This is a genomic window from Caballeronia sp. LZ024, assembly GCF_031451455.1.
Taxonomy (GTDB): domain Bacteria; phylum Pseudomonadota; class Gammaproteobacteria; order Burkholderiales; family Burkholderiaceae; genus Caballeronia; species Caballeronia telluris.
Genome location: NZ_JARUXL010000001.1, coordinates 1,151,513 through 1,164,392 on the forward strand (window position 1 = coordinate 1,151,513; position 12,880 = coordinate 1,164,392).

A 12,880-nucleotide genomic window follows, 5' to 3' on the forward strand; every position below is an offset into this window, starting at 1 on the left:
CGCTCACGACGCGTGGTCCGCCGGCACAGACAGCGCCAACGTGCGCCCGTGCCGATAAAACCTTCGTGAAATCAAGCTCAATGACGCTGTTGAGACGCCTCGCTCACTCCTTGTGAGAGTTCCTTTGCGACAAAAAGTTGCGCAACGTCGACGGGGTCGAACTCGTAGCGCTGATTGCAAAACTCGCAATGCACCTCGACGCTGCCGCGCTCGTCGATCACGCCATCGACTTCGTCGCGACCGAGCATCTTCAGCATTCCGCCGACTTTCTCGCGCGAGCAGGAACACTGGAAACGCGTCGCCGCCGGCTCGAAATGCTGCACGTTTTCCTGCCAGAAGAGACGCCGGAACACGGTTTCGGGCTCTTCGCCCAGCAGTTCGGCAACAGAGAGCGTGCTGCCCAGATGACACACGCGCTGCCACGTATCGGCGTCGTGCTCGCCCGGATGCGGGACGATGCCACCGTCGCCCGGCAGTTTCTGCAAAAGCATGCCGACCGCGCGATCCGTATTCGCCGCGAGCCACATGCGCGTGTCGAGCTGTTCCGAGTGATGCATGTAATGTTCCAGCACCTCGGCCATCGAGCCGAGCGGACCGTGCTCGCCCGACAGCGGCACGATGCCCTGATACGGCTGCTGACCCGGCTTCTTCTCCTTCGGATCGAGCGTGATCACGCAGCGGCCGCGTCCGTGCTGGTTGAGCAGGTCCGCAAGCGAAATGCCTTCGGTGATGCGCTCGGCGGCGTCATCGGCGAGCTTCGCCGTGGCGCGCAGCGAAAGATCCGAACTGCACTGGACGACCAGCATCGTCACCGGCCCGTCGCCGTAGATCTGCATGATGAGCGTGCCGTCGAACTTGAGGTTCGCCGACAGGAGCGCGCAGGCCGCCGTCATCTCGCCGAGCACGTCGCGCACGGGCGCCGGATACGAGCGGCGCGCGAGCACTTCCTGCCACGTGTTGCGCAGCGAGACGATTTCGCCGCGCACGGGCGCCGCGTTGAACATGAATTTCTGCAACTGGTCGTTCACAACTCTTCCTTTCGATACGGCGCCACGTCGTGCCGCGAACCGCCTTTCAGCCGATCCGCACGAGTTGCGCCTTGTAGTATTCGCGCCGGTCCGCGTAACTGCGCGTGGCCGACTGGATGCGGGCGATGTCGGCCTCGGTGATTTCGCGCACCGCCTTCGCGGGCGAGCCGAGAATCAGCGTGTTGTCGGGAAACACCTTGCCTTCGGTCACCACCGCGCCCGCGCCAACCAGACAGTTGCGGCCGATGACCGCGCCATTCAAGACCACCGCCTGGATTCCGATCAGCGCGCCTTCCTTGATCGTGCAGCCGTGCAGCATCGCCTGATGGCCGACGGTCACGTTCGCCTCGATGGTCAGCGGAAAACCCGGATCGGCGTGCAGGATCGCGCCTTCCTGGACGTTGCTGCCGCGCCCGACGACGATCGGCTCGTTGTCGCCGCGCAGCGCCGCGCCGAACCAGACGCTCGAATTCTCCTCGAGCGTCACGCGGCCGATGATGGTCGCGGTGTCCGCGAGAAACACGCTTTCGTGGATGGTGGGTGCCTCGTCGCCCAGCTTGTAGATGGTCAACTGTGTCTCCTGGTCGGTGGGACGGTGCGCTCATCGGCGGCTTCGGCACGCGGACCCGGCGCTACAATGCCGGACGGCGGCGTGCCTTTTCAGCTTTGTCCGAGGGCGAAGTCCGGTTCGTAAAGCGCCATTTTAGCCTTTTGCGCGCCAAGCCCGTCTCTATTGCCCGAACGTTCCCCGCCATGCCCGACGCTTCCTCTCCGATCGATTCCGAATCGCGCTGCGCCCGCCAGACGGCGCTCGATATCCTTTGCGAGCGCGATCCGCAGACGAAAGCCGCGCGCGCTCGTGCGCTCTATGCGCGCGCGCAGGCAGGCGAGGTATCGGTCGATCCTGCGCTGCGGCTTGTCGAACCTGGTAGCCTGCCGGGCCGGCCCGAGCGGCCGCCGCTCGTCGAACCGGGATCGCTCAAGCGTCGCGGGATGCAGACCGAAGCGGGGCGGGCGGTGCTGCTGCACGCGCTCGCGCACATCGAATTCAACGCGATCAACCTCGCGCTCGACGCCGTCTGGCGTTTTTCATCCATGCCGGATGATTATTATCGTGATTGGTTGAGGGTCGCGGCGGAAGAGGCGCATCACTTTTCGCTATTGAGCGCGCGGCTCAGCGAGTTCGGCCATGTCTACGGCGACTTTCCGGCGCACGACGGCCTGTGGGAAATGGCTGAGCGCACCCGCGAAGACGTCCTGGCACGCATGGCGCTCGTCCCGCGCACGCTGGAGGCGCGCGGTCTCGACGCGTCGCCGCCGATCCGCAAGCGTCTTGCGCAGGCGGGCGACCACGCGGCGGCGGCAATTCTCGACGTGATTCTGCGCGACGAAATCGGCCATGTGCTGATCGGCAACCGCTGGTTTCGGCATCTGTGCGACGCGGTGGGCGCCGATCCGCACCTCACCTACGCGCGACTCGCCGAGCAGTACCGCGCGCCGAAACTGCGCGGTCCGTTCAACTTCGAGGCGCGCCGCGACGCCGGTTTCGACGAAGCCGAACTGCGCGCCCTCGCGCAACTCGACGACTAGCGCATCTCAAAATTGGCGCCGCTGGCTATAATAGAACGATCATTCTTTTCTGGAGCCGGCGATGCGCATTTCTTCCTCGGAATTCGTCGACGCGCGCGGCGTGCGCCTGCACGTGCGCCGCTGGGACGCCCGATCGCCCGATGCGCCGCTGCTCTTCATGCTGCACGGCTGGATGGACGTGGCGGCGTCGTTCCAGTTCGTCGTCGACGCGCTCGGCGACGGCTGGCAGGTGATCGCGCCCGATGCGCGCGGCTTCGGCCTGTCCGCGTGGCCGGTCGCGGAGCGCGGCGGCGGCCACTACTGGTTCCAGGACTATCTCGCCGACCTCGACGTGTTGCTCGACCACTACGCGCCGCATGGCGAAGTGAACCTCGTCGGGCACAGCATGGGCGCGAACGTCGTCGGCCTGTACGCGGGCGTGCGGCCGGGGCGCGTTCGCCGGGTCGTCGATCTGGAAGGCTTCGGCCTCGCTGCGGGCGATCCGAGGCGCTCGCCCGCGCGCCTCGCGCAATGGCTCGACGATCTGCGCGCGCCGCCCGCACTGCGCAGCTACGCGACGCTCGACGAAGTCGCGCAGCGCCTGATCCGCACGAATCCGCGTCTTGCGTGGCCGCGCGCGCGTTTTCTGGCGCAACACTGGTCGAAGGAGGGCGGCGACGGGCGCTTCCACCTGCTCGCCGATTCCGCCCACAAGCTGCGCGGACCGCTGCTTTACCGGCTCGACGAAGTGATGGCGGTCTGGTCGCAGGTGCGCGCGAAGGTGCTGCACGTCGAAGCCGCGCATTCGCCGACGCTCGCGTCGATCGCAGGCGACGTTCCGCTCGACGAATTCAAGGCGCGCTTTGCCGCTTTTCCCGACTGGCGCGAGGAAATCATCGAGGACGCCGGGCACATGCTGCATCACGATCAGCCGGAGCGCGTCGCCGCGCTCATCGCGCAGTTCTGCGAGGGCTAGGGCATGCGGCCCGAATCGTGCGTTGCAGTAGAATGTCAGTGAATCCCTAACCTTTCCACGATGAACGCCGATCTCCACTGTCACTCCACCGTTTCCGACGGCCAGCTCGCGCCCGCCGAGGTCGCGCGCCGCGCGCACGCGAACGGCGTAACGCTGTGGGCGCTCACCGATCACGACCAGCTCGGCGGCCAGCAGGAAGCGCGCGAGACGGCCGAGGCGCTCGGCATGCGCTATCTCGCGGGCGTGGAAATTTCGGTGACGTGGGCGGGCCGCACGGTGCACGTCGTCGGTCTGAACGTGGACCCGCAGAACCAGCAGCTGCTCGACGGCCTCGCCGCCACGCGCGACGGCCGGGCGGCGCGGGGCGAAGCGATCGGCGAGGCGCTCGCGAAGGCCGGCATCCCGAATTGCTACGAAGGCGCGCTGCGCTACGTGAACGACCCGAAGATGATCTCGCGCACGCATTTCGCGCGGTATCTGGTGGAAGAGGGCCTCGCGCAATCGACTTCGGACGTCTTCGCGCGCTATCTGGGCGAGGGCAAGCCGGGCTTCGTCGGCCACCGCTGGTCGAAACTGACGGACGCCATGAAATGGATCAGCGAGGCGGGCGGCGAGGCGATCATCGCGCATCCCGGCCGCTACAACTTCACGCCGACCGAATTCGCCGCGCTCTTCGACGAGTTCATCGAACTGGGCGGCAACGCTATCGAAGTGGTGACCGGCAGCCATACGCCGGACCAGTATCGCGAGTACGCAGAGGTTGCGCGCCGCTACGGTTTTTACGCGTCGCGCGGCTCGGACTTTCATGGCGCGGGCGAAGGCCGGATCGACCTCGGACTGCTTCCGCCGCTTCCCTCCGATCTCAGGCCCGTCTGGGAACGCTGGCTCTAAATGCCTCGCCGCGTGCGCCAACGCGTCGGCTCACCTGGCACGTTTCTCGCAAGTTGCATCGAGTTCCTTCAGGCGGTGCTCACATCATGCATTACGCCGTTCGCGTTCTGAATCGAACCGCACCGTCCGCGCTTCGCGAGCCGTGTGGCAACCGCGCTCCTGCTGCGTCGCGCGACAAGCGATACCAAAAACACCACGCCGCCATGTCTCAATTCTTTCGCATTCATCCGGACAATCCGCAGCCGCGCCTGATCAATCAGGCGGTGCAGATCATCAACGACGGCGGCGTCATCGCGATGCCGACCGATTCGAGCTACGCGCTCGCCTGTCATCTGGATGACAAGGACGCCGTCGAGCGCATTCGCCGCATTCGCGGGCTCGATGAGAAGCAACTGCTGTCGCTGCTCGTGCGCGATCTGTCGCAGCTCGCGAATTTCGCGCAGGTCGACAACCGGCAGTACCGGCTGCTCAAATCGGTGACGCCGGGGCCTTACGTGTTCGTCCTGCAGGCAACGAAGGAAGTGCCGCGACGCCTCTCGCACCCGTCGCGCAAGACGATCGGCCTGCGCGTGCCCGACCACGCGATCACGCTCGCGCTGCTGGAAGCGCTCGGCCAGCCGCTCCTCGGCTCGACGCTGATCCTCCCGCCCGACGCCGAGCCGCTCAACGACGCCGAGGACATCCGCGAGCGGCTGGAAAAGCAGATCGACCTCGTGATCGACGCGGGCGCGTGCGCCGCCGAGCCTTCGACGGTCATCGACCTGACGGGCGAGGAGCCGGTGCTGGTGCGCCCCGGGCGCGGCAGTCTGGAGCCGTTCGGCCTGACCGCATGAGTGCGCCCGGGGGCCGTCGCGCGCGCCGCAGATAAAATCGGGCGAAATATTTCAGCCGAAGGCATTATTCTCCGGTCGGCGGCGGTTTTTCTGCGTTGCGCCGACAAAGGGGTCACCACCCGACCGCCGCAACCCGACTGCACCCACGCTCGCCTCGCGCAACCGTGGCCTTGCCCGCCATGAGTGGCGCCCTGAACAGCCTGAGACGCTTGTTACAATAGCGAGCTATGGATTCTTCCCTGATACAGACAATCGCGGTCTACGCGCTCCCGGTGATCTTCGCGATCACGCTGCACGAGGCCGCGCACGGCTATGTGGCACGCCTGCTCGGCGACAACACCGCTTACGTGCTCGGCCGCGTTTCGTTCAATCCGATGCGGCACATCGACCCCATTGGCACCATCGTCATTCCGATCGTTCTCTATTTCGTCACGAGCGGCGCCTTCATGTTCGGCTACGCGAAGCCTGTTCCGGTCGCGTTCGGCAACCTGCGCAATCCGCGCTGGGGCAGCCTCTGGGTCGCCGCCGCCGGTCCCGCCAGCAACTTCGTGCAGGCGCTCCTCTGGGGCGTGATCGCGGTCGCGCTCGCAGGCTTTCACGTCGACGAGGCGTTTTTCACGCGCATGGCGGCGGCGGGCGTCGGCGTGAATCTCGTGCTCGGTGTGCTGAATCTCTTTCCGCTGCCCCCGCTCGACGGCGGCCGCGTGCTGATGGCGCTGTTGCCGATCCGCGCGTCGCTCGCGCTGCAACGGCTCGAACCGTACGGCTTTTTCATCGTGATGGCGCTCGTCGTGACGGGCGGTCTCACGCGGTTCTGGCTGAGCCCGCTCGTGAACATCGGCTACGCGGCGGTGTCGGCCATTCTGAATCCCTTTGCCTCGTTCTTCTTATAAAACCATGTTCCCTGACCGTATCTTCTCAGGCATGCGGCCGACCGGCTCGCTGCATCTCGGCCACTATCACGGCGTGCTGAAAAACTGGGTGCGGCTGCAGTCCGAGTACCCGTGCTTCTTCGCCGTCGTCGACTGGCACGCGCTCACGACGCACTACGAAACACCCGAAGTCATCGAGAAGAACGTCTGGGAAGTGCTGATCGACTGGCTCGCGTCCGGCATCGATCCGGCGCAGGCGACGCTCTTCATCCAGAGCCGCGTGCCCGAGCACGCGGAACTGGCGCTTCTGCTCGGCATGGCGACGCCGCTTGGCTGGCTCGAACGCGTGCCGACCTACAAGGAGCAGATGGAAAAGCTGAAGGAAAAGGATCTGTCGACTTACGGTTTTCTCGGCTATCCGGTGCTGATGGCCGCCGACATCCTGCTCTATCGCGCGTCGCTCGTGCCGGTCGGCGAGGATCAGGTGCCGCACGTCGAGATGACGCGTGAAATCGCGCGCCGCTTCAATTATCTGTACGGCAAGGAGCCGGATTTCGAGGAAAAGGCACTCGACGCCGCGAAGAAACTCGGCGGCAAGCGCGCGAAGCTGTACCACGAGCTGCGCGTCGCGTATCAGCAGGAAGGCGACGACGAAGCGCTCGAACAGGCGCGCGCGATGCTGCAGGAGTCGCAGAGCCTGTCGATGAACGATCGCGAGCGGCTCTTCGGCTATCTGGAAGGCGCGCGCAAACTGATTCTGGTCGAGCCGCAAGTGCTGCTCACGGCCGAATCGCGGATGCCGGGCCTCGACGGCCAGAAGATGTCGAAGTCCTACGGCAACACGATCGGCCTGCGCGAAGACGCGGAAACCATCACGAAAAAGGTCCGCACGATGCCGACCGACCCCGCGCGCGTGCGCCGCACCGACCCGGGTGATCCGGACAAGTGCCCGGTCTGGCAGCTGCATCAGGCCTACACCGACGAAGCCACGCACGAATGGGTGCAAAAGGGCTGCCGCACGGCTGGCATCGGGTGTCTCGACTGCAAGCAGCCGGTGATCGAGGGCATTCTGCGCGAGCAGCAGCCGATGCTCGAGCGCGCGCAAAAATACATGGACGATCCGTCGCTCTTGCGCGCGATCGTCGCCGACGGCTGCGACAAGGCGCGCAAGTTCGCCACCGAAACGATGCGCGACGTGCGCGAAGCGATGGGACTCTCGTACAACTGATGGAGCACGGGGCGGACTTCGCGAGCGCGTGGGTGCGGCAATGGGCGCATCTCGTCGAGGCGGGCGGGGCGGTGCTCGACGTCGCGGCGGGCAGCGGCCGGCACGCGCGCTGGTTCGCGTCGCGCGGACATCCGGTGCTCGCCGTCGACCGCGACGCGGAAGCGCTCGGCTCGCTCTCGGGCATCGAGCGGATCGCGACGCGCGCGGCGGATCTGGAAAACGCGCCGTGGCCGCTTTCAGCCGATGAAAAATTCGCCGCCGTCGTCGTGACGCGTTACCTGCATCGCCCGCTCTTTCCCCATCTCGCCGACGCGCTCGCGGAGGGCGGCATCCTGATCTACGAAACCTTCGCGCGCGGCAACGAAACCGTCGGCAAGCCGTCGAATCCGGCATTTCTGCTCGCGCCCGGCGAACTCGTCGATGCGTTTCATTCGCGCCTGCGGATCATCGCTTTTCAGGATGGCTTTACGAGCGATCCGCGTGCATCCTACGTGCAACGAATCTGCGCGGTCCGCGAGCCGGACCGATCCTCAACCGGCCTCACCGTTCGTAACACTGCGTCGCTTCCGCCGCGTTACGATCTGGCTGGCTAATCCGCTACAATCGCGGTTTACCGATCAAATTCATAGCGTTTCATGACAAACGGAACACACGGCGGTATCCAGATCCGCGGCAGCATTCCTGCCATCGTCACCCCGATGCACGAGGACGGTAGTCTCGATCTGCCGGCGTTTCGAAAACTGATCGACTGGCACGTCGCGGAAGGCTCGAACGGTCTCGTCGTCGTCGGCACGAGCGGCGAGTCGGCCACGCTTTCGGTCGAGGAACACGTTCTGATGGTGCAGACGGCGGTCGAGCATACAGCCGGCCGCTTTCCGATCATCGCGGGCGCGGGCGGCAATTCCACGGCCGAGGCCATCGAATTGTCGAAGGCGGCGAAAAAAGTCGGCGCCGACGCGACGCTTCAGGTCGTCCCGTATTACAACAAGCCGACGCAGGAAGGCATGTACCGTCATTTCGTGAAGATCGCGGAATCGGTCGATCTGCCGGTCGTGTTGTACAACGTGCCGGGCCGCACCGTGGCCGACATGAACAACGAAACGATCCTGCGTCTCGCGGGCGTGCCGGGCATCATCGGTGTGAAGGAAGCGACGGGCAACATCGACCGCGCCGCGCACCTGATCAAGCACGCACCGGCCGGTTTCGGCATCTTCAGCGGCGACGATCCGACCGCAATCGCGCTGATGCTGCTCGGCGGTCACGGCAACATTTCGGTCACGGCGAACGTCGCGCCGAAAGCGATGAGCGAGTTGTGCCGCGCCGCGCTCGAAGGCGACGCGATCACCGCGCGCAAGATTCATCTGAAGCTTCTTTCGCTTCACAAGCAGCTCTTCTGCGAATCGAACCCGATTCCTGCGAAGTGGGCGCTCGAAGCAATGGGCCGCATGGAAGGCGGCATTCGCCTTCCGCTCACGCCGCTCGACGCGCGCTATCACGACGTCGTGCGTGATGCCTTGCGCGAAACAGGGCTCCTGGCCTAAGACCCGATCGATGGCAGCGGCGCGCCCCTGACGCAGTGGACCGTGCCGCCGCCATTCATCGGGATCGACCATGCAGCCAGTCCACAACCGTCGCTAGCCGTCTTCTTTCATCGAATTCGTCATCGACTCCGTTCCCCGGCATCCGCACGAGGCAACGCGCTTTCAGCATCACGAAGGACCTCATGAAACGATCCGCACTCTCCACTCACGCCGCGCGCCTGAGCGCGCTGTCGCTTGGCCTCGCCACGGTCGTCGCGCTTTCCGGTTGCGATACGCTCAACGACTGGCTCGCACCCGATCGCGTCAACTACAAGGCCGCTGAAACCGCGCCGTCGCTTAACGTGCCGTCCGATCTCTCGACCGCCAACATCAGCCAGCGCTACGCGGCGCCGCCGAAAGTGAATGCGCTTGGCGGCGGCACCGAGCGCGCGCTCACGCCCGCCGGCAACGCCACGCTCGGCGTGCCGACCGCGCAGGATCCCTACGGAATGCACGTCGAGCGCGACGGCGACCGTCGCTGGCTCGTCGTCGACGGCCGCACGCCCGACCAGGTCTGGCCGCAGTTGCAGGAGTTCTGGCAGGAGAGCGGCTTCACGATCAAGACCGATGCGCCGCAGACCGGCATCATGACGACCGACTGGGCCGAGAACCGCGCGAACATTCCGGACGACTGGTTCAGAAAGAGCATCGGCAAGCTGGTCGACTTTGCGTATTCGTCGGGTACGCGGGACATGTTCCGCACGCAGGTGGATCGCGCGGCGAACGGTTCCACCGACATCTCCGTCACGCACAGCGCGATGGAAGAAGTGCTGACGGGACAGGACAAGACGTCCTCGCGCTGGGAAGCGCGCCCGCGCAATCCGGCGCTCGAAGCCGCGTTCCTTGCGAAGATCATGGAGAAGTTCGGCCTGACCGACGCGCAGGCGAAGCAGCTGATCACCGATGCGCGGCCGGCCGGCGCGAAGGTGGCGGTGGAGACGGCGGGCAACGCGTCGACGCTCGACATCGCCGAGCCGTTCGATCGTGCGTGGCTGCGCGTCGGACTGGCGCTCGACCGCACGAACTTCACGGTCGACAACCGCGACCGCGAGAAGGGCCTGTATTACGTGCATTACTCGGATTCCATGCAGGAACTGAAGAAGGACGGCCTCTTCGGCAAGTTCTTCTCGAGCAACACGCCGACGCCCACGCGTCAGTTCCTCGTCAACGTGCGCCCGAAGGCGGATTCGATGACGCAAGTCGCGGTCGTCGATTCGAACGGACAACTCGATGGTTCGTCGGATGCGCAGCGGATCGTCTCGCTGCTGCACGCCCAGTTGAACTGAGCGAAGGGCCGTGCGATTCGCGAGTCTCGGCAGCGGTAGTGAAGGCAATGCGTTGCTCGTCGAGGCGCAGTGCGGCACGACGACCACGCGCGTGCTGCTCGACTGCGGTTTTTCGGCGAAGGAAGTGGGCCGCCGGCTCGGCCGGCTGGGCTTGAGCGTCGAGGATCTCGACGCCATCGTCATCACCCATGAGCACACGGATCATATCGGCAGCGCGCTGACGCTCGGCCGCAAATGGTCCATTCCGCTCCATATGAGCTGGGGCACGGCGCGCGCGATCGGCGCCGACGAAGCCCCGGTCGATCTGCACGTGCTGTGGGGCGACGAGAGCGTCGCCATCGGCGATCTGTCGGTGCTGCCGTATACCGTGCCGCACGACGCGCGCGAGCCGCTGCAATACGTCTTTTCCGACGGCGCGAGCCGCCTCGGTGTCCTGACCGATGTCGGCGTGTCGACGCCGCATATCACGAGCGTCCTGTCTGGCTGCGACGCGCTCGTGCTCGAATCCAATCACGACCTGCAGATGCTCGCGACGAGCCGCTATCCGGCATCGTTGAAGGCGCGTATCGGCGGCACGCATGGGCATCTGAACAACGACGCGGCGGCGGCGATTCTCGCCTCGCTAGATCGTTCGAAGCTGCGGCATCTGGTGGCCGCGCATTTGAGTCAGCAGAACAATCTGCCGCACCTCGCGCAGACAGCGCTGGCGGCGGTGCTGGGGGCGTCGGCGGTCAACGTGATGGTCGCGACGCAGGCAGAAGGTTTCGACTGGCTCGCGATATGAGCCGTCGTGCATGAACTGAACAACCGCGGGATCAAACCGCAGGCGTAAAAAAACCGGCTCGAGAGCCGGTTTTTTTATGCAAGTCCCACGCAGGGACCCGCATGCAAGCCTTACTGGCTTGCGCCCGATGCCGGAGCAGCAGCCGAAGCAGCCGTGTCCGAAGCAGCAGCAGCAGCCGACGAAGCGTCGCTCGCAGCAGCCGATGCGCTCGATGCTGCAGCGTTTGCGTCCGATGCAGCAGCAGCCGGTGCCGAAGCAGCCGACGTATCGCTTGCAGCGCCCGGAGCAGCCGTATCGCTAGACTTGTTGCATGCAGCCAGAGCAACAGCAGCCAACAGGGATGCTACGAGGAGAGATTTCTTCATGATCACGTCCTTTTATGGTTAAAGGTAAGCAACAGCGCAAAGTACCGGTAATGTGCTTGAGACACCGACCAGGGCCGCTCGCGGAGACCCACATTATATTTGAGTGTGAGACTTCCCGCGGCTTGGGCGGAAATTATATGCACTTTTGTATCGACCGTCGATAAATGCAGGGCCAATACGTTGTCTTTCTCATACAAAATTTCACGCTATGGAACAGCAGGATGCGCTTTACGTCAGGCGTAGGCGTCGACCTGAATCCAGCCCGCACGATACCACTCGTGCAGGAGGGATGTCATTGTCGAATCGTCTGCAAGTGTTACAAAGCGTTTCGCTTCCAAATGCCGGTAATTAGCCAATTCGGGGAGCCATTTTCTTAGGTTTGCCTTAAGTAATTCGGGTTCGCCATTGAGAAAATACGAGCGCTTGTCGTAAAGCAACATCGTCTTTCGGTCGAGCCTCAAACCGGACTTCTTCGCTCGTTCAATGAACTTCTGCTCGGTGAGCGGTCGAGCAGGCGGGTCGAAGACCACGTTCGCTTTCGGCTCGCTTAAATAAGACCCGAGGAATGACGCGACGTCCTTTTCGTGCCATGAGACGTTCGCAAGGATCGCGCCAACCCGTTCGAGCAGAAGCTGCGGCAACTCTGCCGGACAGCTCACCGCCTGCTGCTTCGGATCGCGGTAGTGCGCGGCCGGGACGTCCGAATCGCCCGAGCGCTCGGCCAGGTGGTAGAGAAACTGCCCGGTGAGTTCTTGCTTGGACGGCGCGCGAAAGCCTATCGAACACGTCATGCATTCGCCTTCGGCGATGCCGTCGTGGGCGATATGCGGCGGCAGATAAAGCATGTCCCCCGGCTCCAGCACCCATTCCTCCTCGGGCTCGAAATGCTGTAAAACTTTCAACGGAAGTCCCGGTTTTAGCGAGAGGTCGCGTTGTGCGCCGATTCTCCAGCGCCGCTTGCCGTGGACCTGCAGCAGGAACACGTCATAGGAGTCGAAGTGTGCGCCGACGCCGCCGCCGTCGGTCGCATAGGAGATCATCAGATCGTCGAGGCGCGCATCCGGGATGAACCGAAAGCGGTTCATCAGTTCATGCGCGCGATCGTGATGCAGGTTCGCGCCTTGCACGAGCAACGTCCATTCGCGCTTTTTCACCGAAGGCAATTCGTCGGGAGCGAACGGTCCGTGTTCCAGTGCCCAGGTCTTGCGAAAATGCGTGATGAGGCGCGACTCGACGTCGTCGAGATCGGCGAGTTCGAACAGCTCGTCACGCGAAAGCGGTGCCTGAATATCGGGAATCGCCTGGCGAATCAAGAGCGGCTTTTTCTGCCAGTACCGGCGCATGAATTGCGCGGGCGTCCGGTTGCCCAAAAGGGGCGTCATTTCGTCCGGGAGCGGCGCGTTCGGCCGTCCGTCGGTTGCATCAAGGGGCCGCGTTGGCATCGTATAATTGAGGCTTGTATCTTGGA

14 protein-coding genes are annotated in these 12,880 nt (G+C 64.4%); 10 read left to right on the forward strand and 4 right to left on the reverse strand.

Annotated features, from left to right (window positions below; genetic code table 11):
- Positions 1 to 77: 77 nt before the first annotated feature.
- Together hslO and QCE48_RS05160 are read right to left on the reverse strand one after the other, a co-directional pair.
- A complete protein-coding gene (hslO, locus tag QCE48_RS05155; RefSeq protein WP_309785787.1) occupies positions 78 to 1,028 on the reverse strand; it encodes an Hsp33 family molecular chaperone HslO in 951 nt (316 codons plus the stop codon).
- 46 nt (positions 1,029 to 1,074) lie between these two features.
- Positions 1,075 to 1,599 carry a gamma carbonic anhydrase family protein gene (locus tag QCE48_RS05160; RefSeq protein ID WP_309785786.1) on the reverse strand — a complete coding sequence of 175 codons (525 nt, stop codon included), beginning with the start codon at positions 1,597 to 1,599 and terminating at the stop codon, positions 1,075 to 1,077.
- 182 nt (positions 1,600 to 1,781) lie between these two features.
- Here QCE48_RS05160 and QCE48_RS05165 point away from each other — a divergent pair, with 182 nt between their 5' ends.
- The 10 genes from QCE48_RS05165 to QCE48_RS05210 all read left to right on the forward strand — a co-directional run bounded on the left by QCE48_RS05165 (position 1,782) and on the right by QCE48_RS05210 (position 11,047).
- On the forward strand, positions 1,782 to 2,618 hold the full coding sequence (locus tag QCE48_RS05165) for a ferritin-like domain-containing protein (protein ID WP_309785785.1): 837 nt from the start codon (positions 1,782 to 1,784) through the stop codon (positions 2,616 to 2,618).
- Between the two features lie 61 nt (positions 2,619 to 2,679).
- Complete coding sequence (locus QCE48_RS05170) at positions 2,680 to 3,573, forward strand: alpha/beta hydrolase (RefSeq protein ID WP_309785784.1); 894 nt, start codon at positions 2,680 to 2,682, stop codon at positions 3,571 to 3,573.
- Positions 3,574 to 3,633: 60 nt separating this feature from the next.
- Positions 3,634 to 4,464 carry a 3',5'-nucleoside bisphosphate phosphatase gene (locus QCE48_RS05175; protein WP_309785783.1) on the forward strand — a complete coding sequence of 277 codons (831 nt, stop codon included), beginning with the start codon at positions 3,634 to 3,636 and terminating at the stop codon, positions 4,462 to 4,464.
- A 203-nt stretch (positions 4,465 to 4,667) separates the two neighbouring features.
- Positions 4,668 to 5,297, forward strand: a complete 630-nt coding sequence (locus QCE48_RS05180) for an L-threonylcarbamoyladenylate synthase (protein ID WP_309785782.1) — start codon at positions 4,668 to 4,670, stop codon at positions 5,295 to 5,297.
- A gap of 227 nt (positions 5,298 to 5,524) precedes the next feature.
- Complete coding sequence (locus QCE48_RS05185; RefSeq protein WP_309785781.1) at positions 5,525 to 6,190, forward strand: site-2 protease family protein; 666 nt, start codon at positions 5,525 to 5,527, stop codon at positions 6,188 to 6,190.
- Positions 6,191 to 6,194: 4 nt separating this feature from the next.
- A complete protein-coding gene (locus tag QCE48_RS05190) occupies positions 6,195 to 7,397 on the forward strand; it encodes a tryptophan--tRNA ligase (RefSeq protein WP_116561804.1) in 1,203 nt (400 codons plus the stop codon).
- On the forward strand, positions 7,397 to 7,990 hold the full coding sequence (locus QCE48_RS05195; RefSeq protein WP_309785780.1) for a class I SAM-dependent methyltransferase: 594 nt from the start codon (positions 7,397 to 7,399) through the stop codon (positions 7,988 to 7,990). The genes QCE48_RS05190 and QCE48_RS05195 overlap by 1 nt, the downstream gene beginning before the upstream one ends.
- Positions 7,991 to 8,032: 42 nt before the next feature.
- Positions 8,033 to 8,938, forward strand: a complete 906-nt coding sequence (dapA, locus tag QCE48_RS05200; protein WP_309785779.1) for a 4-hydroxy-tetrahydrodipicolinate synthase — start codon at positions 8,033 to 8,035, stop codon at positions 8,936 to 8,938.
- 182 nt (positions 8,939 to 9,120) lie between these two features.
- Complete coding sequence (gene bamC / locus QCE48_RS05205; protein ID WP_309785777.1) at positions 9,121 to 10,263, forward strand: outer membrane protein assembly factor BamC; 1,143 nt, start codon at positions 9,121 to 9,123, stop codon at positions 10,261 to 10,263.
- 10 nt (positions 10,264 to 10,273) lie between these two features.
- Positions 10,274 to 11,047: an MBL fold metallo-hydrolase gene (locus tag QCE48_RS05210; RefSeq protein ID WP_309785776.1), complete on the forward strand. Its 774-nt coding sequence runs from the start codon at positions 10,274 to 10,276 to the stop codon at positions 11,045 to 11,047.
- Between the two features lie 110 nt (positions 11,048 to 11,157).
- On the opposite strand, the gene QCE48_RS05215 is transcribed toward QCE48_RS05210, so the two are convergent.
- Both QCE48_RS05215 and QCE48_RS05220 read right to left on the reverse strand, forming a co-directional pair.
- On the reverse strand, positions 11,158 to 11,412 hold the full coding sequence (locus QCE48_RS05215) for a hypothetical protein (protein WP_165829915.1): 255 nt from the start codon (positions 11,410 to 11,412) through the stop codon (positions 11,158 to 11,160).
- Between the two features lie 233 nt (positions 11,413 to 11,645).
- Positions 11,646 to 12,854 carry a JmjC domain-containing protein gene (locus QCE48_RS05220; protein ID WP_404982735.1) on the reverse strand — a complete coding sequence of 403 codons (1,209 nt, stop codon included), beginning with the start codon at positions 12,852 to 12,854 and terminating at the stop codon, positions 11,646 to 11,648.
- Positions 12,855 to 12,880: the final 26 nt, after the last annotated feature.